We start from the raw sequence: 23,468 nt of genomic DNA, 5'->3' as shown, positions 1-23,468 counted from the left end.
TTGTAGCGGTCACCAACCCTGCAGCAGTATGTTCTGGCACCTCGGTGAACCTGACTCTGCCTGCAGTAACCTCTGGAAGCACAGCAGATCTGACGTATTCCTATTTCAGCGATGCGGCAGGTACACAGCCTCTGGCCAATGCCAATGCCATCACAGCGGCTGGCACTTACTATATTAAGGGAACAACAGCAGAGGGATGTTCGGATACCAAACCAGTGCAGGTAACCATCAATCCAGCACCGGTTTTAGCAATCACCAACCCTGCAGCAGTGTGTTCTGGCACCTCGGTTGACCTGACCTTGCCAGCTGTAACCACTGGTAGTACAGCAGGGCTGGCCTTTAGTTATTTCACGGATGCTGCAGCTGCAACAGTTCTTGCCAACGCAAATGCAGTAACCAGCAGCGGCATTTACTATATAAAGGGAACAACAGCAGAGGGATGTTCAGCAGTCAAGGCTGTAGTTGTAACCATAAACGCATTACCAAAAGATCCAATTATCAGCTTATCAGGACAAGCGTCAATATGTGCAGGCAACAGTGCAACAATCAGCGCAGCAGGCACAGGAATTTTTCAGTGGTATAAAGATGGCAGTGCAATCACTGGAGCTGTAAGTTCCTCTTATGTGATAGCAGAGGCATCAGCTTCTGATGCGGGAACTTACAGCGCTGTGGTAAGTAATGGAATATGCACTTCAATGCAAAGCAATTTAATTACATTGAATGTAGATAATTGTCCTGCTGTATTTACCTTAGTGAAAACAGTACTTGATTCAGATCGAGACGGCAAAGCGCAGGCCAATGAAGAGTTAACCTATAGGCTTACCGTTAAAAATACAGGAAGTGCCAAAATCGACGCTGTAACAATTAGAGATGCTGTACCGGCAAATACAACTTATGTAAGCGGGGGGACACTTACAGACGGAATAGTCATTTTTACGGCTACCAATTTGGGAGTTGGCATGATCCAGAGCTTCAGCTTCAAAGTTAAGACAGCGTCCGATCTTAAAGGTATAACAACAATTGCAAACCTTGCCACAGCATCAGCAAATGGGGGGCCGGAGGTGCCTTCTAAACCGGAAGATCCTAATAATCCTGGGAATCCAGATCCTTCATGTACCAATCCTGCAGGCTGTTCGACCGATTTGCCGACAGACAATATCGCTGGCATTTCACTTGCCAAACACGGAACCTATGTGGATGGGAACGGTGACGGAAAAATTGATATCGGCGACAGAATAGAATATTCTTTTACAGTGATAAATATTGGAAGGACAATATTGACCAACATTATCATACTTGATGATAATGCCGCTGTAGCAGGAGGACCTTTGCCTTCATTAGCCCCAGGTGCGGCAGATACCTCGGCATTTACAGCCGTTCATATGGTAACGCAGGCTGATCTTGATAGAGCAGTAGTCTACAACCTTGCAAAAGCAATAGGTAAAGATCCTAAAGGAAATGATGTAACTGCAATATCAACTGATCCGCTGCCATGTACCGCATGTCCGGCAGATCCCCTCTGTCCAGCCTGCACCATTACCCCATTGGCCGCAGAATCAGGCATCGCGGTAATCAAGAAAGCTGTTGTAATAGATGAGAACAGCAACGGATTTGCCGAAGAAGGAGAGACAATCAGGTATAATTTTGAGGTTAAAAACACGGGGAATACAACCTTGACAAATGTATTGATAACGGATAATCTGCCTGCAATAGTGCTGTCCGGCAGCCCGATCACTTTAGCGCCGCAAGAGATTAATGCAACAAATTTCAGCGCCGTGTATGTAATTACGCGCGCTGATATCGATGCAGGATCAGTCACTAATCAGGCCTTGGCAGAAGGGACGCCGCCTTCGGGAGCAAAAGTAAATGCCCTTTCTGACGATGAAAATTTTTTAGGTGATAATCCAACAGTGGTTGATGTTGTTAACTGTGTCATAGAAGTGTTTAATGCTGTCTCTCCAAATGGAGACGGAATTAATGACGAATTCCATATACAGGGATTGGAGTGCTATCCAAATAATAGTGTTGAGATTTATAACCGCTGGGGAGTAAAAGTCTTCGAGACCTCGGGTTATGGGTCAAACAGAAACATATTCCAGGGATATTCAGACGGAAGGACAACAATCTCAAGAGGTGACCGCCTGCCGGATGGAACCTATTTCTATACCTTGAAATATCAGAATGAAACCTCAAATAGGACGCAGGAGAAATCGGGTTATTTGTATATAAAAAATTAAATTCCTTACAGGGAGCTTTTATCCCTTTTATAATCTAAAGACATATGAAAACAAAGTTTTTTTCGTTCGTTTTGATTTTGACGGCAATTGCAGGATACTGCCAGCAGGATTCCCAATTTACGCAGTATATGTACAATACGATCAATATCAATCCAGCGTATGCGGGATCACGAGGCGCTTTAAGTATTTTTGGATTATACCGCACCCAGTGGGTTGGCTTAGATGGAGCGCCCCAGACAAGCAGCTTCTCGATCAATACGCCAATCAACAACAGCAATCTAGGGGTAGGGCTGTCGCTTGTAAACGACAAAATCGGACCGACCAACCAGAACGATATATCGGCAGACATATCCTATACTGTTCGGACTTCAGCTGATTTCAAGCTCTCTTTTGGGATAAAAGGAACTGCCAATATATTCAATCTGGATATCAATAAACTAAATCCCGCCGATCAGGGAGACCCGCAGTTTCAAGACCTTCAGAACAAGTTTTCTCCCAATGTGGGAGCAGGGGTTTACTGGCATTCTGACAAGGCTTATATAGGGCTTTCGGTTCCTAATTTTATCGAAACCAACAGGTACGATGATAATGATGTTGCCATTTATAAGGACAAAATCAATTATTATTTAATGGGGGGCTATGTCCTTAATCTTGATAAGTACCAGTATTATAAATTCAAACCTGCTATACTGGCCAAAATGGTAGAAGGAGCGCCGCTTCAGGTTGATATTTCTGCCAATTTTATGTTTATTGACAGATTTGTAATCGGAGCTGCCTACAGATGGAGCGCCTCATTAAGCGCAATGGCTGGATTTCAGATCACTGACGGATTGTATGTAGGTTATGGATATGATCGTGAAACCACAAAACTGAACAATTATAATTCAGGATCGCACGAGATATTCCTACGTTATGAATTCTTTAAAAATCATGGCAAAATGACAACTCCCCGTTTCTTCTAAAAAAACAAATGATTATGAAAAATTATATACTTTTCGCCTTAACGATAATCTGTTTTTCATTTGACAGCTATGCCCAAGATTCCAAATTGAAATCGGGGGATAAAAAATACGATGGCTATGCCTATATCGATGCCATAAAAACCTATGAAAGAGTAGCCGACAAGGGATACAAGTCTGAAGATCTGTTTAAGAGGCTCGGAAATTCCTATTATTTCAATTCTGAGTTTGAGGGAGCAGCCAAATGGTACGGCGAGTTATTCGCATTAAACGCTTCGCCCGAGGCCGAATATTATTACAGATACGCACAGTCTTTAAAAGCAGAAGGGCAGGTGGATAAAGCCACTTTAATCATGAATGAATTCATCGCAAGATACAAAAACGATTCCAGAGCAGGGCGCTATAATGATGATGCCCATTATCTGGATGAAATAAGAGCCAATTCAGGCCGCTACAAGATTGAAGATGCCGGCATCAATTCGAAATATTCGGATTACGGAAGTTTTGTCTACGATAGTAAAATATACTTTGCCTCGGCCAGAGATACAGGGAATTTCTCGCAGCGAAAGCACAAATGGACCGGAGAATACTTCACCAATATCTACAGTGCCGATCTTGATGCCCAAAGCGGCGGCGCGTTAAAAGTAAATAAAATCAAATCGGAGATCAACAGCCGTTTTCACGAATCATCTCCTGTTTTTACCAAAGACGGAAAAACGGTTTATTTTACCCGAAACAATTATGCCAACGGCAAAAAAGGCAAAGACGCTGGTAAAATTACGCTGGTAAGGATTTACCAGGCCAGACTTGAAAACGGAAAATGGATAAAAGTAACAGCGCTTCCCTTTACAAGCGATAATTACAGCACGGCACATCCTTCGCTGAGCCCGGATGAAAAAACGCTGTATTTTGCATCCGATATGCCGGGTACTTTTGGGCAGTCGGATATTTACAAAGTCAGCATTAACGTAAACGGCAGTTTTGGGACGCCTATTAATCTAGGGAAAGGCATCAATACTGAAGGAAAAGAAACCTTTCCCTACGCAACCAGCGAAAACGAAATCTATTTTGCCTCAGACGGTTATCCCGGACTGGGCGGACTCGATGTATTTGTGGGACAGATTGAAGACAACGGAACCATAAGCGGTATTCGGAACCTTGGCAATGATATCAATTCACCTAAAGATGATTTCGCTTATATCATTGATCCCGTTTCCAGAAAAGGGTATTTCAGTTCCAATAAAGACGGTGGGCAAGGTTCTGATGATATCTATAAATTTCTGGAAACAAGAAGGTTAAAGTGCCTGCAGGAATTATATGGCGCCATAACAGATTCAGAAAACGGTGCTGTGCTTCCAGAAACAAAAGTGACTTTATACGAAAATCAAAAAATTATAAACTCAACGGTTTCCAATACATCGGGGCAGTACAGTTTTTCTGCAGAATGCGGCAAAACCTATAATGTAAGAGCCGAAAAACCGGATTACGCAACAAAAGAGTTAAATATAACTATTGGAAAAGCTGCCGGAAAAACCAATCTGCCAATCGCATTAGATAAATCGCTATGCAAAGTTGCAGTAGGGGACGACTTGGGAAAATGCTTTGGAATCAAAATGATTTACTTCGATCTCGATAAGTCTGATATCCGTTCTGATGCATTATTTGATCTTGAAAAAATTCTGGATGTCTTGAATCAGCATCCAACAATGAAACTCGATATTCGCTCCCATACCGACAGCAGGGCGACGGGGTCATATAACTACTCTCTGTCTGACCGAAGAGTGAAATCAACTATAAACTGGCTCATTAAAAATGGAGTGGACAAAAATCGTTTAACAGGAAAAGGATATGGAGAGACCCAGCTTGTCAATAAGTGTGCAGATGGGGTGATATGCGGTGAAGAGGAACATCAGAAAAACAGAAGAAGCCAATTTATAGTAACCGCTCTGTAAACAGCAGAACCAATATGCTTCGACTGGTCAGAAGAAAACAGAAAACACCTATTTTTAAAAAAAATATGATCCCGGCAGAAAGCAGCTGGTCCAATTTTCAATGGTTTTGTTGAATTGAAACAATGCGGCATTTTTTAGATTTTCTTTGCGTATGACTAATTGCAAGAGCAAAGCAGGATATGAACTTTACACCTGCAATCGCTGTCGATGATACTTCTACTTATGTATTAAAACCTGCGTTCCGATTCTGAGGAATAACCCCCCCCCTCGTCTCAGCAGCACATCAAATTGGACAGTAATATTCTGCAGTTCCGTTCAATTTAATAAGGCAGATAAAAAAATAAAGGAAAAATAAAAGTTGTAGGAATTTTGTTTATTTTTATGTAATTATTTGATATGTAGTATTATAAGTTATGCATTTAAAGAATTCATAAAGCTTAGTATTTTAATTGCCACATCAGAGGGATTTTTTTAATGGCACTACAAATTATTTAATAGTTTCCTTTTTTATATGAAGGATGGATAACTAAGGAAGAAGATATATAACTGCTAAAATTTGATATATTATGAAAAAAAGTCTTTTTGTCTTTTCATTTGTCCTGCTATTGACGTCATGCAACCAAACACCATCAGCAAATTCCGGTGAGAAAGCCGATATTGAGGGTGCTGTTTCGGCAGAATTCAAACCTGCCAGCATCAAGGAACAGATGGTTTACCAACGCGCAATCGAAGCTTTAGTATGGGGCATGCCTGCCGTTAATTATGACCTTATGCTTCAGGCAATGCTGGGCAGCACCAAAGGGAAACAAAATGAGATCATATTTTGGTCAAAACCCGTAGACTGGCATAATCAGACATTAACGCCAAATCCCGACGCGATTTACTTTATGTTTTTTTTCAACACAAAGGATGCCGGGCCAATAGTTATAGATGTCCCTGCGGCAAAAAATGGCTCCTTTGCCGCCAATATCGACAATATCTGGCAGATGCCCCTTGAAGATGCAGGACCCTACGGAGCCGATAAAGGCGCTGGCGGCAAATATCTGATACTGCCGCCTGACTATAAGGAAAATATTCCTAAAGGATACATTGTATTGAAAGCCGATACCTATGAGGGTTATGGATTATTCCGCTCCAACCTGCCCAGCCACAGTGATGCCGATATCGTGAATGCAGTCAATTACGGCAAACAGCTAAAACTATATCCGCTTGCCAAAGCCAATAATCCCGGCGAAACAAAATATACGGACGTGAAAGATGTACTTTACAATTCTGTTATACCTTATAACAGCCGGTTTTTCATCTCTCTTAACCGCATTGTGCAAAGCCAGCCTATGCTGGTGCGCGATAAGGCGATGATTGATAAACTAAAAAGCATAGGCATTGAAAAGGGGAAACCCTATAACCCTGATGCACGAACCACCGAGATTCTGAATGCGGCGGCAAAAAGTGCGCATGACTATTTGGAAGCAATGCTTGAAAAAGGCTTCCCGCCGATAAATCCTGATGCCAAATGGGCTGTTCCCGCAATGCCGGAACTCGTTAAGGCGGGATCTTCGGGATATTCGGAATCTGATATTTATCCTACAGATGCCCGTGCATTAACCTATTCAATCGGTTATGTAGGCATAAAACGCCTGGGTACAGCGCAAATATATCTTATTGCAGGAAAAGACAAGGAAGGCCGCGCGCTTGATGGCGATAAAACCTATATGCTCCACGTGCCTGCAAATGTACCCACCAAGCAATACTGGTCGGCAACAGTCTACGACCGCACAACACATTGCCTTATCAAAAATCTGCCGCGTGCAAGCAGAGCATCGAATGCGACAGAGATCCAAAAGAACGCAGATGGCTCGGTCGATATTTTCTTCGGCCCAAAATCCCCTGCAGGCAAGGAATCAAATTGGATCCCAACGGACCCTAAAGGAAAATTTGAAGTATTATTCAGGCTTTACGGCCCAGAAAAGCCCTTTTTTGAAAGGGTATGGAAACTTGGAGATATAGAAGAGGTTAAATAATCAATTGCTAAACTTATGGAAAAGAAACTCATCTGCGTGATTTTGATTGCAGCCTTGACGGCATGCAACCAAAATAAAAACAGTGATACGAAAGCATCAAATTCTAAAGGGATTGACAGCCTAGCGACATCCCAGGCAGCACGCGAGCTGCCAACGGGTCCCGACACCAATGTAAAAATTACTCAAGAGTATGCCGCTTTGGCGGCTAAAGATGCCTATTTTTGGGCATGGCCGCTGGTAAACATGTACAACCGCCGAATGGCTTTCAAGGATGTAAAAGAGCTGGCCCTGTCCGGACCTCTGCTTATGGCTCCGCTGAATCAGTTTACCATGCTTACCGATTATGTGATACCTACGGAACGTGCCATAGCCTGCCCGAACCAGGATGTGGTTTACGGTATTGGATGCCTTGCTTTGGACCAATCGCCCGTTGTGGTGCAAGTGCCTGATTTTGGCAAACGTTTCTGGGTCTACCAGATAGTTGATCTGCGCACCGAAAGTTTCGCAAAATTGGGAAAGATGTACGACAATAAGCCGGGATTTTATTTATTGGCCGGACCGGACTGGAAAGGAGAGGTGCCTAAGGGAATAATAAAAGTTTTCCGCTCGTCAACCAATACTGGACTGGTGGGGCCCCGTGTTTTTCTGGATGACACAAAAGAAGACCGAAAAGCAATTCAGGAGGTACTCAAATCAGTGGTTATGTATCCCTTGTCTGATTATGACGGCAAAATGAAAACCATCGATTGGGCCAATATCAAGAAACTTCCCGGAGGCGAAGGAGGAAAAGAAGAAGCGGTATGGGTGAACCCCCAGACATTTTTTGACGAGCTTCCTATCGTGCTGGCAGATGCAAAGCCACTGCCGGGCGAAGAGGCGAAATACAAGCAGATACTTGCTGTAGTGGAAGCCGCAAAGAAAGACCCAAAACTGAAACAGGCGATGATCGACGCAGCCGTTGAGACAGAGCGTCAGGTAATAAAACCTTTAATGGAATTCCGCAGCTGGGGGATCCAATTGCCTTTTCACTGGTCAGGGGTAACGAACGGCGCATCGTGGGGCACGGATTATTTTACGCGCACTGCGGTAGCCAAATCCAATATCCTGGTCAATGCCCCAAATGAAACACGCTACTTTTATCAGGATCTGGATTCAGAAGGAGGCCGATTGAACAGCTCGAACAAATATAAAATTACTTTTGCCAAAGGACAGCTGCCTCCTGTTAATGGATTTTGGTCGCTTACATTATATAACGAGCATCACTTTTTTGAAATCAACAAGCTCAACAGATATTCATTGGGGACAAAGAACAAGACAATGGCATATAATCCGGACGGTTCGCTGACCATTTATATTCAATCAGTTCCGACTGATGCGAAAACCCAAAACAATTGGCTTCCGGCCGTTGAAAAGGGGGATTTTTCGCTTTATCTTCGCACTTACTGGCCAAAAGAGGAAGTAGTAAATGGAAAATGGACTCCGCCGGCAGTAATAAAAGTTGAATGATGCTTTGAGATTGTAGCTTTAAAAGCAGTTTGGGTTTGATATTATATTTATGAATTAAACTTGCCCTGGCTCTTTTTTCTACGTTTTTGTTTTAAGAACAGCATACGCCAACTACTTGCCGCAAATTTAAAACAGATGAAAAATCTGCTGTATGGGTCTTGCAAGGTTTTCACTTTACGGACTCCCATTTTTTTGACGCATCAGCAGATCTGCGTACAATCAAAATCACTAAATTTGAATAGAATATGACATAAAAACCAACAGATCTTTCACAATGGAAAAAGCGATACAACTACAGGTGAGAAAAGATTTGGATGCCCGCCAGCAGCATACGATTCTCAGACTCAAAGGAAGCCTGATTTCAAAAGGATATACCGAGATCATCCATATCCTGGACCAGGACGAGGAGTTCCATATCAATACCTTTGAAACGGCCACCGATAAACGAAATGAAGTCCAGCAGTATATTGCGGCTTTCATAGATCAGGAAAACCTGGTGGATACCATCAGCATCAAATAATAATGGCATCTTGACAATACAGAGCCCGCCGGCAGTCAGGCCGGCGGGCTTTTGAGCATTGTTTTGCTGCATAAAAAAAGCCGATATTTATCGGCTTTGGTCTTTAAGGGACTATTTTCTTCTTCTTTTGCAGGCGCTCCTTAATCCTGTAAAGGTTTTGGGAAAGCAGGCTCAGGATCTGTTTGTGGTGTTTGGACGGCTTGTTCTTGAATCCCCTGCACTGCAGGATTTCCATACGGCTGAGAGAGATTTCTATGGTTTCCACGGACTGCTCTGCAACCTTAGCCGATAAGATAAGCGAATCTTTTTTCTCGTAGTATTCGTTCGTGAAGACACAATGCCCCAAATCGTCGCCCTCCTGCATAAAATCCCGAACGTTTTCAATTACGGAGATACATAGTTCATCCTTTTGAAAAATGAGCCCGAAAAAGCGTTTTTTGTCGCTTGCGTACCTTTTCTGCGCTTTTTCGATTTCAAGGCGCAGGTCTTGGAGCTTTTTCTTTCTGAGCAGTTCCCTTTTCTTTTTCACGAAATGGTCGTGCGCTTCGCCCAAATTAACAGGACATACGTATAGGGCGCAGGAAAGGTCTTTTTTGAAATAGCGGAGCAGTTCCAAGTAATCCTCCCAAATCTGCACATCAGAAATCTTGTAATTGTTTCGGATAACCGTTTTGACAGCCTGCCAGTTTCGGCGGATGTTCTGCCGTGATGCGCAGAGATAATACTGCAAAAGGTTCAGCTGTCGGGATTTCAAAAGGGTCTCGGCTATGGGGTCGGACAACAGCGACGAAAAGAGCAGGTGGGGCGCAATGTCATAGACCGAAGTCTTGAAGCCGTTGCGTTTCAGTATGGGCAATACTTTCATCTGCGGATAGACTTTGTAGGGATTGATGTAGAATCTGGCATTGCGGATGAAATCCTTTGGCTTTATTTCGAGCGGGGAGTAGAATTTCCATGCATCGAGCGTACTGGAAAATACATTGGTGCTTAGTGCGAATGTCCGCACTTCGCCTTTGAGATTTATCCAATGCTGCATGACCTCTTTGTGGAAATAGGTCGGCGTGAAATTCTTTTTCATGTGCTTGTGGGCAATGACCATGCGCACCACCTGAAACCCCGCACAAGTGTCCATTACGGCGAAGTATTCGGTTTCCTTGAAATGCACCTGATTATAGGGCATCATTTTGAGCTTTCCTGCGCAGGCAGGGCAAGTGGTAAACTTGTCGCAGGTGCTTTGGCAGGACGGCTTCCAGACGTGGGAGCAGTCGAGGCAGTAAAACTTAGAGCGGGACAAAACGCCCCATTTTAGGAAAATATTCTGCTCTGCCCATGCAAATACCTCTTCCCTTATGGGCGCAAGCGAGGCGCTGAGCGCCGTCAGCTGCTTTTCGATGATGGTTTTGGGTATCATAGGTCAAAGAGGGTGAGAGCGGTCTGCACCGCAGGTTTTACGTCTTTTTTTACTGTTGGAACAGGCTCGGTTCTGACAGGAACGGCAGGGAGCGCAGGCTGTGAGAACAGGTCTGAGGGGGCAGGGGTCTGCACCACAGCCCTGCATGCAACAGGGGCGTGCGTGCCGATGGAATCATCGGTGTAGTATCTGACCGCCATGTCAAAGATTTCCTGATTGTCAAAGGCGCAGAATCCTGTTTTTTTGACCTCGCCGAAAATATAGTGCAGACAGCTCTCCAAATTCTTGGAAGCTTTGGCGTAGTGTGGCGCAAAGGCATCATCGCCCTGCGCCAAAGTGCCGAGGTAGCCCTCTATGGCATTTTTGAAATTTTCAGAAGCTTTCATAAGAAGATGTTTAAGTTTGAAAATTCACGCAAAGAGCCTTGAATAGAGGTCATAGCAGTATTCCTCGAAGCAGAGCCAGCACACAAAAGTGTAATGCAGGGTCTGAAAACGGTTCTCAATCGGTTCGCCGATGGCCTGTTCGAGTTCGGCTCTTATGTTTTCAAGGTCATCGATATGTTCGATGTAAAATTCCTTGCAGTCATCGTGATAGATGAATTCCGAAATCATTCCGCTGATGCACCCTCCCGTCTGCAGGTCGAGAAAAAAGGATTTCAGCTGTTCTCTGCGTTTGCCGTCATAGGAAGTGATGCTTCGCAGAATGATTTGGTTAAAGGCATCGCTTACACGATACTGGGAATAAGAAGATTTTTGTAAGGCTTTCATAATGCAGTATTTAGGCGTGTAAAAAATTAAAGGCAGATAGGATTTAGAAAGGCAGGTCGTCGGGATTCTCCGAAACTTCCTGCTTTTTGAGGGCGGTTGCAGGCGCACTATTTTTGCCTTCAGCAAATACGAGTATCTTGATATCCGAGGTGTGAAAGGTCAGAGAGCCGTGCGCCTGAGCATCATTTCCGATATAGACATTCAGCCCGATGCGCCCGAATAGCTGTACCAATGTTCCTTTACGGAGCCATTGCGCCAGTCCTGCGCTCAGCCAATATGAGCAGTCGATATAGGTTACGATTTTTTTGATTTCTGTGCTTCCTTTTGGCTTATAGCTGTCGTTGACCGCTATGGAGAAGTTTACCACCTCACGGTTTTGCTTTACTTTAAAAACTGTGGCATCTTTTACAATTCGTCCTGTGATTTCCATGACATAAAATTTTTAGTGAATACTTGTTTGAGTTTTCTTTCCCCGTCGTCCGCAACGCAAATTTTTCAAAAGAAAAAACGGGAAAAAAGAAAGCAAAGAACCAGTGGGCGCAAGGAGCCGGAGTGCTATAAGTCCCGAAGGGCGGCGGGGAGCCGTTATGCGCATGCAGGTGAGGGCGGACACTACTTTGGCTGCCCTTTTAACCCGTTTCTAATTGAAAATGAAAAATTAAATATGAATTAAAGCCACTGTTAAGCACGTCAGAGACTGTTTTGAAACTTTTTTAGTTTCTTTTTTATGAAGGCAATTTTTTTTGTAGTCCCATTTTGTAAATTTGTAGGGAACAGCTACATATTTCCAGAGTGGTTAAGTAAGCTACATCCATAACTTTTAAATTCGTTACACTTTCAATGAGCAACCTGATTAACTGGGAAAACCTTAAATCTTATGAAGACGACCAAAAGAAAAGTTTTGAAGAATTATGCTATCAGCTCGTTTTTGAAATATATGGAGCTCAAGGCAAGCTGCATTCTATTGATGACAGCGGTGGGGGTGACGGAGTTGAGTTTTATCTAGAGTTGCCCAATGGAGATATATGGGGCTGGCAGTGTAAATTTTTTGGACGATTCAATGAAAGCGGCAGGCATGAGCAGATAAAGAAGTCGTTGCAGAAGGCAGCCGATGTGCACAAGAGTAGGCTTAAAAAATGGTATTTGTGCAGCAAACTCTCTATGACCTCTGGAGAGCGCGATTGGCTGGAAAACGTTGGAGTGCTATCTCATAAAGGAAGATCTGTTCTTGCAGCGGGTTGCAGTCCAGAGTTAATCCACTGGGGAGACAGCGAGATATTGAATTATCTGCGAATATATTCCAATGTACATCGATATTTTTTCACCGATAAGATACTTGATTTTAACTGGTTTAGGGAAAAATTTGAAATTGTAAGACAGTCCAGGATAATCCGGTCAAAATATCTGGAAGAGTTGCATATTGAAGGAACAGCTGATGAGACTGTCACAAAATTTTTAGGAGGCACGGCTTTAAGGGCTCTTATAAAAGATAAATGTGATGAGTTTGGTATACAAAAGTTTGAAACTGAGTACGCCATGGCTATTGATGTCCTAAAAGGATATGAGGCACTGGAAGAGTTTAAGGAGACAGTGCAGGAAATAAGCGGATTTATACTCAGTGAATGTCATTCAGGGATAATAAAGAGGGGAAATGAGCTTCTTGTAAGGCTCAGTAGCGTTCTGGAAGATAAAGAACTGCACGAACGCCAGCTTGTCCTACATGAAATTGGTGATTTTATAGTTGAATATCAAAAATATTTTGATCAGTACGCCGAATTGAGCCAGAATGATTCCATTACAGCCATAAGTCTGAAAGCAGAAAGAAAGGAAACGGATCAGTCCTTAAAGAAGAGGATACGGAACTGCAGGGATTCGATGTTAGGCCCTTATTTTATAATGCGTAATTTCGAGTCCTATCTGAGTCTTTTTGAACCAGTACAGCACTTAAATGAGAGCGAATTGTATATTACTGGGAAAGCATCCAAAGGAAAGACCCATTTAGCAGTTGATACGGTACGCAGACAGATTGACAGTGGAAAACCAGCACTTTTTCTCTTTGGAAGCCATTTTAAATCTAATCTTCCCGTTAAGGAACAAATGAAGCAGATGCTTGATATTCCCAGCGAATGGACAGTAAAGGATTTTTTCGGTGCCCTTGAAATTTGCGCTCGTGTGCACAAGACTAAACTATTGCTGGCTATCGACGGACTTAACGAGTCATCCTACTGGAAAGAAATATGGGGGGATGCTATTGAGGAGATAGCTGGAGAAATCAGGTTGCATTTCCCTAACATCCTTTTAATGGCTACCTACCGCAGTTCATATGAGGAAGTGCTTTTTCCAAAAGATTATCTGTCTTATCCCGAGGGGAAGTGGAAATTGAAAGAGGAGGTAAAAGGTTTTTCCAGTTTGAATGTTAATGAAGCTGTAGATCGGTATTTTAAGCATTACGATATTACTCTTGAAAACAATTCAGAACGGATTTATCATTTTGCAGAGCCTTTATATCTGACTATTTTCTGTGAAGCCAAAAAGGGAGAGATAGTTTCATTTCAAGATGAGGACATGTTTGACATTTTTGAGGACTATCTTAAGAAATGCAATGAAAATATAACCGGCAGGCTTGGTCGGGATGTCCGCTACCACAAATCTTTTACAAAGGATATCCTGAATAAAATTGCTAGCGTGCTTTGGAGAAGTGATCAAAGGGAAATCGCCCTTCATGATGCTGTGCCTAATCTGCTTGATACTGAAATGCTTCAGGCTTTTGAAGGTGAGGATCTACTGATTTATAGGGATTGGGACCAAAGAGAAGTTGTAGCTTTTACTTACGACCTGCTTAACGGTTATCTGATAGCCAAAAGTATTTTGGATGAAGCCGGTGACGCAAACGACTTGAAAGCCATTATCAACAGTGATAAATTTACAGAATCACTCTTAGGCAGAATACCTAAGCATTCCCTTTTTGAAGATATTCTTCGCTCATTCTGCATACTGGCAATTAAACGATATGGACTTGAATCCTTGAGATCTGAATCCGATTTGCTGTCCAAATACGCCGTGGCAGCATTATTTGATTTAAATGCTGGACTGGTGCGTTCTTTTGAAGCGGAGGCAAAAGAAATGGTACGGACAGATTTTAACAATTATTCCAGAACGTGGTCTGTAATTGACCTTTTTGATATTACCGAACTGGTGATTGAACACCCGCTTAATTTTCTTTTTCTTTCGGATCTTCTTTTGACAATGCCTGTTTCTTTAAGAGACATGTTTTGGACTGAAAAGTGCAGGGAAAATTATGTTCCGGAGCGGGAAGGAAACAATCACGGATATATCAATCATTTTGAAAGCGCAAATAGGGATAAAAGAGAAATATCCCCTCGCGTGCATATTGCGGCACGAAGGGTGATGTGGATGCTTACCGTAACCAACAGAGATATGCGGGACCGTGCCACAAGGGCGCTATATTATTACGGGCGAAGATTTCCAAAAGAATTCGTTGAATTGGTTTGTTATTCTCTGGGAATAAATGACCCCTATGTTTGGGAAAGAACCCTTGGTGCACTTTACGGGGTTGTACTTGCTGGACAAGCAGGCACAGATTCGAGCTTTCGGGAAAAGCATTTAAAACCGATAGCTCAGATGCTTTACCGTCTGATTTTTGCTGATGAAGCCCCTTATGGAACTACGCATATCCTTGCCCGAAGCTATGCTGCAATGAGTATAGAAACAGCTTTGAAGCACTATCCGGAGCTTTTGGGCGAAACAGAGCAGTCCCAAATCAGGGCGCCTTATAAATCAGGAGGAATCAGGGAATGGGGAGAATTTGATTATGAGAATCAGGGAAGCAGTTTTATTGATCCGATACACATGGACTTCAGTAATTACACAATCGGCCAGATAGTGAGTGAAGGAAGAAACTACAATGATCCTGACAGTAAAAAGAAGGTGCGCAGGCAAATCTACTGGAGAATCTTTGAATTAGGTTGGGATGGGGTCATATTTGAAGAAATGGATAGTAGGATACTGAGGATGGATTATGAAAGGAATTCAGAGAAAGGTAAAACAGAACGATATGGAAAAAAATATTCATGGATTGCCTTTTATGAAGTGGCAGGTTTAATGGATGACGAAGAATTACTGGAGAATGAATATGGGGATTTCAGGATAATCTATCCAGATATAGATGTGAGTTTTCCTGAAGAAGTAAGAGAAAATAAAACAAGTTTTGTAAAGACTGATTATTTGGCAGACAGAAAGCTGAGCTTGATGGACTGGTACAAAAATGGCGGAGGGGTAGAGGTTTCGGATTATCTTACTGTAGCTGATTTAAACGGACATAGTGGTCAATGGATTTGCATGGATGGGTTTATCTGTCAAGAGGATAAAAGTATTCAGAGAGAGCGTTTTATTTTTATTAGAGCCCTTTTAGTTAAAAACAATGATCTGGAAGATGTTCTGGCAAGACTACAGGCTCAGGACCTAGGAGGAAGATGGCTTCCTGAAAAAAGGGAAAATCATAATTGTTTTGCTGGCGAGATGTATCTTTTTGAAGGGGCGGTTTACAACAACTTTACTGAATTAACATTTATTGAGGATACCCAAAGGTATAAAGTCAAAAAAGGACACGAAGAATATCACTCCACTTTTAATTTTGAGACTTTTGCTAAAGAATATCCTGATGAAGTGGAGATTGTAAAAAATATAGAGAAGAAATTCCAAATTCTGCTTCCAGTAATGGAATTTGCATTTTCAAGCGAAAGCATTACAAATAATGCCGGGCATAGGACAGTAATTTCAAAAGAGCTTTACAAGGAACTTAAACTAACTAATGAACCTCATAGCTTCGATCTTAAAGATTCGAACAACTATAAAGCCTCTCAACGTATTGACTATAATCTGGATTCTAATAATAAACATCATTTTGTTTATGTAAGGAAGGATCTTCTGGATATTTTTATTACAGAAAATGATTATAGTCTAGTATGGGCAGTCTGGGGAGAACGCCAGTTCAGTTTGGGCGATGTAAAAGAAATGAGGAGACTGCATGCTGAAAGTGGCTTGGAAAAGTTTCCTGTTTTCCAGTCAGTGGAAGTTTATAAACAGTAGTAACAATATTCTAATGGTAATCAAGAATAAAGTGAGGAAAGAAAGATGTCTACTTAACAACTAAATAATTATTAATGATAAATAATTAAGGTTGTCTTTAATGAAACATAGATTTGGAGATTTTACAGTATAATCAGTAACTTAGTCCAATAAACAGGACATTTTATCAGGTCCAATGCATTTTATTATGGGACCCGAACAGTATATCAGACTCTCACAGCTCAACGGCCAGATCCAGGACACGATCAATGCCCGCTTCAAGGGACAGACGTACTGGGTAGTGGCTGATATCACCAACCATTCCTTCAAGGCCGACAAGAAGATCCATTACTTTCAGCTGGTGGAAAAATCAGCCAGCAGCAGCGCGATTACAGCCAAAATACTTGGCAAGTCGTGGGGAGCAGGAGCACTTAAGATCCTTGATTTTGAAATCACAACCGGACAGCGCTTCACCAACAACCTTCATGTGCTGGTGCAGGTGAGCGTGGATTTCCATCCGCTTTACGGACTTTCGGTAAACCTATTGGACATCGACAGCAATTTCATGCTCGGCATACTGGAGCAGCAGCGCAATGCCACGCTGGCAAGGCTTGTAAAAGAGAATGATTACATACACAAAGAGGGAGAACTGTATTCCACCCTGAACAGCCGTCTGAAACTTCCTGCGGTCATCCAGAGGGTTGCGGTAATCTCTTCAAGCAGTTCTGCCGGAAACGAGGATTTCAGACATACGATGCAGCACAACGATTTTGGATATGTTTTCCAGATCGATGACTATCATACCGTTGTGCAGGGCGATAATAACGCCAAACTTTTCCTAAACAAGCTTATCGAGGTTTACAATACAGGGATTCCCTATGATGCCGTTGTCATTACACGGGGAGGCGGATCGCAGTCGGATTTCCTTATTTTTGACAACTACAATATCGGAAGAGCTGTCGCCAAGTTCCCCATTCCAGTGATAACAGGCATCGGCCACCAGAAAAACGTCAGCATCACCGATCTGATGGCGCATACCCATACCAAGACGCCGACTAAGGCGGCGGAGTTCATCATAGCGCACAACCGCAATTTTGAACAGCACATACTCTCCCTGCAAAGGACGATAGCCATGAAATCGCAGCAGCTTTTCCTCGGATATTACAAAGAACTCAGCGAGCTTAAAAGCACAATCAGCCATAATGCAAGGGAACTGATTGCCGCGCAGAAAGAAGAGCTGCTATTGCAAAAGCAGCATATTTCGCAGGCAAGCCGAAACCTGCTGGCAAAGGAAAAGCAGCACCTGCTGCTGACTGCCCAAAAAACGCTCCAGCGTCCCAAGAGCATCATCCAGCAGAAAAAAAGCGATCTGGAATATTTAAAAGGCAGCCTGAAGATCTTTACCAGCCAGTACCTGCGCAGCCGCAGACTGCAACTGGAGGACCACCAGAAAACCATAAAGCTGCTGTCCCCGCAGAATGTGCTGAAAAGAGGGTATGCCGTGATACGGAAAAACAGCAAAATTGCAAACGGGGCGGAGAACATACAAGAAGGAGAGGAAATAGAGATAGTACTAAAAGATGCCATACTGAAAAGTACGGTCAATGAAAAAATACAATACGATGGAAAACACACTGACTTATGAGGCATCTGCCAAAGAGCTGGCTTTGATTGCAAAAGAAATGGAAGATGAGAGCATCTCTGTGGACGAGCTGGCGGCCAAAGTAAAAAGGGCATCAGAGCTCATCGAGTTCTGCCAGGCTAAACTAAAATCCACCGAGGCGGAAGTGGCCAAGATCATCAGCGGAATGGAGAACCCGAAGGAGTAAAAACGGCGCCTGCATACTAAAAAGGCATTTTCGGGCGTTATAGTATCAGATATAAGCCGATCAAACGCCTGCACTAATACCATTCTGCCGGAGAGATACAAGCCGAAAAACGTACAAAAGCCCAGTCGCCGATAACAGCACTGGGCTTTTGCATTGATACCGAAGGCTTAAATAGAATTATGTTTTTGCATAAAACCCAATTAGATTCTCTTGTAAAATATTTATATAAAGGGTTTTATGCTGTTTTATCTAAACTATCTGTTTGTTATATAATACACAGCAAAATACAGAAAGGGGAAGAGCGAAAGGTCAGACAAAATAAAAATCCTGAAGGGAACCTGCAGCCGATAAAGCCACTAAATTCTCTTCAAGATCCTATTTCATGCTTAAGATTTCCAATCGGTATCCTGTTTTTTTAAGCCATTTCCATGCGGTTTACGCTGTTTATTTTCATAAGACCGATTTCTGTTCAAAAAATGGTTTTATATCCGTCACAGGGCATAAAAACCGCTTTAACCTAAACAGCAGTCAAAATGCAAGGAATCAATTATCCTGGTCATCGTCATCCTCAACAGCTTTTTCTTCGTCAAGGGTTCTTCTGTCGGCATCAGGATCACGCTCATCCGGGCGTGGATTGGCGTGTTCTGAAGCATCGCTGTGAATTCCGGTGGTATCATTCTCGTGCTGGTTGATGGCCGGATCTTTTTTCTCCAAAAGTTCTGAGTTTATGGAATCATCTGCTGCGTGATAGGTACGCTCATCGTGATCGCAGCTATCCTGATTTTCTCTAGACATAATCTTCTTTTTTTTTTGTGTTATATTAAAATTTACAAAGTATTCAATTGTTTGATTTGTAGTGTTTTGATTTGTTTTTACTCGTTTAAAACTTTAATATGAATAATTAAAAAAAATGAAACTATAAATCATTGAATATTGTTTTTAAAAGCTTAAAGCTTTGATAGTTTTGAAGGATCTGTAGCCTCTTCAATGCTTTTTCCTTCGGGATTGTGATGGGCATCATCATGCCACGGGCCGTCTTTCAGACGGACCGATTCCGAGGCGCTTTCCCTTGAAGGGGGATTCTCGCTGATATGTTCCACAACTTCCTTTACCGTTGTGCCGGCAGCCCTCACGGCATCTTTTAAGATCTCTTCAGGCACATTGAGCTTTTCTGCCCACTGCTGTATTTCGTTTTGATCGGAGATATCGATATGGGTGTTTTCCTGTTGTCCTGTTCTGTTTATATTTTCCATGACTCTTAATTTTAATGGTTTATCCAAAGTTACTGTGGGCAGACCCGATGCTGTTATATTATAAAACAGGATTTTTATAGGATTGCTATGATTTTCAATGAATTATGATCTGCATCTCAACCAATGGATCAACGGCAGAATAAAAAGAGAAATAAGTACACACATAAATAATACAGTAATAGCTTTATGCTTCCCTGACCTGTCGGAAGGTAAGGTTGATCCTTGGAAGTACAGGACGGGCGGTCTTGGGCACCTGATGCTCCCAATAGGTATTGGTATGGCCAGCCATGAGCAGAAACGTCCCGTGGTGCAGGGGAATTTCTATCGGCGCAATATGTTTGAGCGTTTTATGGCGCAGGCGGAACAGGCGCGTCTCCCCGAAAGTCACAGAAGCGATGTTCATGTCCTTGTTGCTCGATGAAGTCTTGTCGCTGTGCCATCCCACGCCGTCAGTGCCGTCCCTGTAGAGGTTGAGCAGCACGGCGTTAAAGTTTATGTGGGTTTCCTTTTCCACACGCTCCCTGATCTGGAGCAGCTCCAAGGGCCAGTCTGGATTGGACCTGCGCTCGGGCCTGCCCGAATCCCCGTACCATGAGATCATGCGGGGAGCCGTGACCACCTTGTCATACATCGGCATTTCATATTCCCTCCACTGGGTGCCATGGTATAAAACATTGTAATAATGATCGGATTCGGCTTTGCTGAAAAAATTATCAATCAGCAGCAGGTAGGCATCAGGGACGTCAAATATTCTTCTGCCGCCATTACCCGATGAAAAAATTTCGGTATCATCAAAAAGCATCATCTTCTTTATTTTTTTAGTTCATACTCAGACTGCCGCCGTAAAGCCGGAAGAAGCCTGTCAATTGCTCATTTTAAGCCTTGGAATATTGATTTCATGTTCCTGCGGATAGGGGGCACGGTGTGTCATGCTCACATCTTCGCGTATTTTCTGCTGCGTCCTGTATTTCCAATCGTTCTCATGCTCGTAGCGCGGATCGGGTATAAAAGGCATCTTGGCCATCTTGGTTACCGTTATGGTCGGGAAATGGTAATCCACCTCTACACTGCCCAGCAGCAGGTAGCATCCGCCCCCCTGAAAAGGGTACGACGCCAGGCTGTCGGTAAAATGCGCCGTATCAAAAAGCTGCCCTTCAGCATCTATCCAGGTCCCGAAATACATGGCGCCCATTTTTGTGGGCACATGCTTGCGGGAGATCAGATAGGCCAGCATGCGCACCTGTTTTTTATGATGGTCCAATAGGTCCTTTGCCATGACATTGCCCCTGAAAGGGGTCTGCAGCAGGTCAAAAGGGGAGCAGGAGACCGGAAAGCCCAGCAGCTCGATCTCATCAAAGGCATCTTCAAAAGCGGAGCGTTCCAGCTCTGGAAGCACAAACTCCTTTACAGGCTCCTGAAGCAGCATCGGGGTGCGGTTCTCAGGCTTGAAGTTCACCAGGATAAGACGGGCGATGACCAGAAGCTGGTTTTTTGTTTTTCCCGTGAAGCGGAATGCTCCGATGAAAATCAGGATCTGTATGGCCTCAATGCCAATGGGGATGCGGTTGATGAAATCCTCCAATGACTTGTAAAGCCCGTTTCTTTCCCGTTCCTGCTGGATCAGAAGGGCTGTTTTGGATTCAAGGCTCTGCAGGTGCATGAACCCCAGATACACATCAGACCCGTACAGCGTGGTTTCGAATTCGCTTCTGTTCACGCAAGGGTTGTGCACTGCGGCTCCCGACATCTTCGCTTCATGCACATACACTTCGGTGCGGTAGAAACCACCCTGATTGTTGATCACCGCTACCATGAACTCGATGGGATAATGCACCTTCAGGTACAGGCTCTGATAGCTTTCCACGGCATAGGAGGCAGAGTGCGCCTTGCAGAAGGAATAGCCGGCAAAGGACTCGATCTGGCGGTAGATTTCCTGGCTCAGCGCCATGGGATGCCCCTGTGCCTGGCAGGATGCAAAGAAATTGTCCTTTACCTTCTGTAATGCCGCTTTGGAACGTCCTTTTCCCGACATGGCACGGCGCAGGATATCCCCGTCGGCAGCCGGAAGCCCGCCGTAATGCAGGGCAATTTTGATCACATCCTCCTGATATACCATAATGCCGTAGGTTTCCCCGAGCTGCTCTTCGAACACCGGATGGAAATATTCAAACCTGTCGGGATGATTGTGCCTGAAGATGTATTCCTTCATCATTCCCGACTGTGCCACTCCGGGACGGATGATGGAGGAGGCGGCCACAAGGGTTTTGTAGTTGTCGCATTTGAGGCGGCGCAGCAGACCGCGCATGGCTGGACTTTCGATATAAAAACAGCCTATGGTCTTTCCCATTGACAGGTAGCTGTTGCAGCTTTTCTCGTCCTTTGAAATCGCGGTGTCACGGATATTGAGCCGTATTCCCCGGTTTTTCTCAATCAGCTTGACGCTGTCATCGATATGTCCGATCCCGCGCTGGCTCAGGATATCAAATTTTTCAAGCCCGATATCTTCCGCCGTATGCATATCAAAAAGCACTATGGGAAAGCCCTTGGGAGGCATCTCCAGCACGGAATAATTGGTGATGGGCTCCTCGGAAATCAGGATGCCGCACGAATGCATGCTCCGCTGGTTGGGGTATTTCTCCAGCATCATGCCGTACTGCTGCACTTCGCGCACCACTTCACTTGCAGGGTGCAGGGTCATCGGGTTTTTGGCCAATGCATCAAGCTCTTCCTTTGGAAGCCCGAAAACCTTGCCCACCTCACGGAATATGGAGCGGTATTTGAATTCGACATTGGTGCCGCAGAAAGCCACATGCTCATAGCCGTAGCGGGAAAAGATATATTCCAGGATCACGTCGCGCTCCTTCCAGCTCCAGTCGATATCAAAATCCGGGGGGCTTTTGCGGTTCAGGTTCAGGAATCGCTCAAAATACAGGTCCAGCTCCAAGGGGCAGATATCGGTTATGCCAAGGCAGTAGGCGATGATGCTGTTGGCGCCGCTTCCACGTCCTATATGCAGAAACCCCTGGGAATTGCTGAAACGGATGATATCCCATGTGATGAGGAAATAGCCGCTGAATTCCAGCTGGTCAATTACCTTTAGCTCCCGGAACATCCTTGATTTAGCCTCTGCATTGTTTTTTCCATAGCGCCATTCCAGCCCCTGCTGGGCAAGGGTGGTCAGAAGCTGCAAGTCGTCCTTTCTGTTGTTGGTATAGTATTTCTTGTTTTTCGGCGTTTTGAAATCAAACTCAAAATTGCACTGCCCAATGATCATTTCGGTATTGGAAATAATCTGCGGATAGTCTTTATAGCATTTTAGGATCCTCTCCGGATCCACCATAACCTCGGTCTGCCTGCAGTAATCCGACTCAGAAAGGCGCGAAAGGATTACGTTCAGGTCAACAGCCCGCAGTATCTTATGCAGCTTGTATTCCGTTTTGGTGCGGAAGGTAACAGGCTGGAGGATGACCATCTTGTCTATTCTGGTCTTCCAGCCGCCCAGCACCAGCGCCCCTCGCTGTTCGGGGCGCAGGCCGATGAATTCATGTTCCTTTAGAACTGCGGGCACGTTCTCCAAAGGATAGATCACAAAAACATTTTTAAAGTCGGGAGCAGACAAAGGAAGCGGGGTATTCTCAAAATTATGGCGGGTCAGGAAACGGTTCATCTCGGCAAGGCCCGCCGCATTTTTTGCCAGTCCGATATAGCGCAGCTCATGATCCGAGCGGAATTCCATCCCGACAACAGGCTTGATGCCCGCAGCCTGGCATCCTTTTACAAAATCATAGATTCCTGTAACGGTATTGATATCAGTGAGTGCCATAGCCCTGACACCTAAGTCTGCTGCCTTGGATATCAGGTCCTCAAGCGGTATGGTGCCATAACGCAGGGAGTGGAAGGAATGGCAGTTGAGATACATGAT

General features: G+C 43.9%; 17 protein-coding genes. 9 read left to right on the top strand and 8 right to left on the bottom strand.

Annotated elements, in window-relative coordinates; all coding sequences use genetic code 11:
* The 6 genes from LL966_RS18570 to LL966_RS18545 all read left to right on the top strand — a co-directional run.
* On the top strand, window positions 1-2,237 hold a 2,237-nt coding region (locus tag LL966_RS18570), incomplete at its 5' end, for a DUF7507 domain-containing protein (RefSeq protein WP_229355297.1).
* Window positions 2,238-2,281: 44 nt separating this feature from the next.
* A complete protein-coding gene (locus tag LL966_RS18565; RefSeq protein WP_229355295.1) occupies window positions 2,282-3,199 on the top strand; it encodes a PorP/SprF family type IX secretion system membrane protein in 918 nt (305 codons plus the stop codon).
* Window positions 3,200-3,213: 14 nt separating this feature from the next.
* Window positions 3,214-5,148, top strand: a complete 1,935-nt coding sequence (locus tag LL966_RS18560; protein ID WP_229355293.1) for an OmpA family protein — start codon at window positions 3,214-3,216, stop codon at window positions 5,146-5,148.
* Window positions 5,149-5,714: 566 nt separating this feature from the next.
* Window positions 5,715-7,169 carry a DUF1254 domain-containing protein gene (locus LL966_RS18555; protein WP_229355291.1) on the top strand — a complete coding sequence of 485 codons (1,455 nt, stop codon included), beginning with the start codon at window positions 5,715-5,717 and terminating at the stop codon, window positions 7,167-7,169.
* A gap of 15 nt (window positions 7,170-7,184) precedes the next feature.
* Entirely contained in the window at window positions 7,185-8,675 is a 1,491-nt protein-coding gene (locus LL966_RS18550) for a DUF1254 domain-containing protein (RefSeq protein ID WP_229355289.1), read from the top strand.
* A gap of 274 nt (window positions 8,676-8,949) precedes the next feature.
* On the top strand, window positions 8,950-9,195 hold the full coding sequence (locus LL966_RS18545) for a hypothetical protein (RefSeq protein ID WP_113678652.1): 246 nt from the start codon (window positions 8,950-8,952) through the stop codon (window positions 9,193-9,195).
* 103 nt (window positions 9,196-9,298) lie between these two features.
* Here LL966_RS18545 and LL966_RS18540 read toward each other — a convergent pair whose 3' ends face one another.
* From LL966_RS18540 to LL966_RS18525, 4 genes are read right to left on the bottom strand one after another with little or no spacing between them, the layout of a single operon-like run.
* On the bottom strand, window positions 9,299-10,606 hold the full coding sequence (locus LL966_RS18540; RefSeq protein WP_229355288.1) for a PcfJ domain-containing protein: 1,308 nt from the start codon (window positions 10,604-10,606) through the stop codon (window positions 9,299-9,301).
* Window positions 10,603-10,992 carry a PcfK-like family protein gene (locus tag LL966_RS18535; RefSeq protein ID WP_229355287.1) on the bottom strand — a complete coding sequence of 130 codons (390 nt, stop codon included), beginning with the start codon at window positions 10,990-10,992 and terminating at the stop codon, window positions 10,603-10,605. The genes LL966_RS18540 and LL966_RS18535 overlap by 4 nt, the downstream gene beginning before the upstream one ends.
* A gap of 24 nt (window positions 10,993-11,016) precedes the next feature.
* A complete protein-coding gene (locus LL966_RS18530) occupies window positions 11,017-11,376 on the bottom strand; it encodes a DUF7222 domain-containing protein (protein WP_229355284.1) in 360 nt (119 codons plus the stop codon).
* Between the two features lie 43 nt (window positions 11,377-11,419).
* A complete protein-coding gene (locus tag LL966_RS18525; protein WP_229355282.1) occupies window positions 11,420-11,806 on the bottom strand; it encodes a single-stranded DNA-binding protein in 387 nt (128 codons plus the stop codon).
* Between the two features lie 410 nt (window positions 11,807-12,216).
* Here LL966_RS18525 and LL966_RS18520 point away from each other — a divergent pair, with 410 nt between their 5' ends.
* The 3 genes from LL966_RS18520 to xseB all read left to right on the top strand — a co-directional run bounded on the left by LL966_RS18520 (window position 12,217) and on the right by xseB (window position 18,293).
* Window positions 12,217-16,485, top strand: coding sequence for a hypothetical protein (locus LL966_RS18520; RefSeq protein ID WP_229355280.1), 4,269 nt, complete (start codon window positions 12,217-12,219; stop codon window positions 16,483-16,485).
* A gap of 187 nt (window positions 16,486-16,672) precedes the next feature.
* Entirely contained in the window at window positions 16,673-18,109 is a 1,437-nt protein-coding gene (xseA, locus tag LL966_RS18515; protein ID WP_229355279.1) for an exodeoxyribonuclease VII large subunit, read from the top strand.
* Window positions 18,069-18,293, top strand: coding sequence for an exodeoxyribonuclease VII small subunit (xseB, locus tag LL966_RS18510; protein ID WP_229355278.1), 225 nt, complete (start codon window positions 18,069-18,071; stop codon window positions 18,291-18,293). The genes xseA and xseB overlap by 41 nt, the downstream gene beginning before the upstream one ends.
* Before the next feature lie 543 nt (window positions 18,294-18,836).
* On the opposite strand, the gene LL966_RS18505 is transcribed toward xseB, so the two are convergent.
* The 4 genes from LL966_RS18505 to LL966_RS18490 form a co-directional block, all read right to left on the bottom strand.
* On the bottom strand, window positions 18,837-19,088 hold the full coding sequence (locus tag LL966_RS18505; protein ID WP_229355277.1) for a hypothetical protein: 252 nt from the start codon (window positions 19,086-19,088) through the stop codon (window positions 18,837-18,839).
* A gap of 152 nt (window positions 19,089-19,240) precedes the next feature.
* Window positions 19,241-19,546 carry a DUF3606 domain-containing protein gene (locus LL966_RS18500; protein ID WP_229355276.1) on the bottom strand — a complete coding sequence of 102 codons (306 nt, stop codon included), beginning with the start codon at window positions 19,544-19,546 and terminating at the stop codon, window positions 19,241-19,243.
* A 184-nt stretch (window positions 19,547-19,730) separates the two neighbouring features.
* Complete coding sequence (locus LL966_RS18495; protein WP_229355275.1) at window positions 19,731-20,351, bottom strand: alpha-ketoglutarate-dependent dioxygenase AlkB family protein; 621 nt, start codon at window positions 20,349-20,351, stop codon at window positions 19,731-19,733.
* A 57-nt stretch (window positions 20,352-20,408) separates the two neighbouring features.
* Entirely contained in the window at window positions 20,409-23,465 is a 3,057-nt protein-coding gene (locus LL966_RS18490; RefSeq protein ID WP_229355273.1) for a DNA polymerase III subunit alpha, read from the bottom strand.
* Window positions 23,466-23,468 lie beyond the last annotated feature (3 nt).

This window comes from Flavobacterium chungbukense (assembly GCF_020805785.1).
Lineage (GTDB): Bacteria > Bacteroidota > Bacteroidia > Flavobacteriales > Flavobacteriaceae > Flavobacterium > Flavobacterium chungbukense.
Note: the sequence above shows the minus strand (reverse complement) of the source record. Positions and strands in the feature narration are given on the sequence as shown.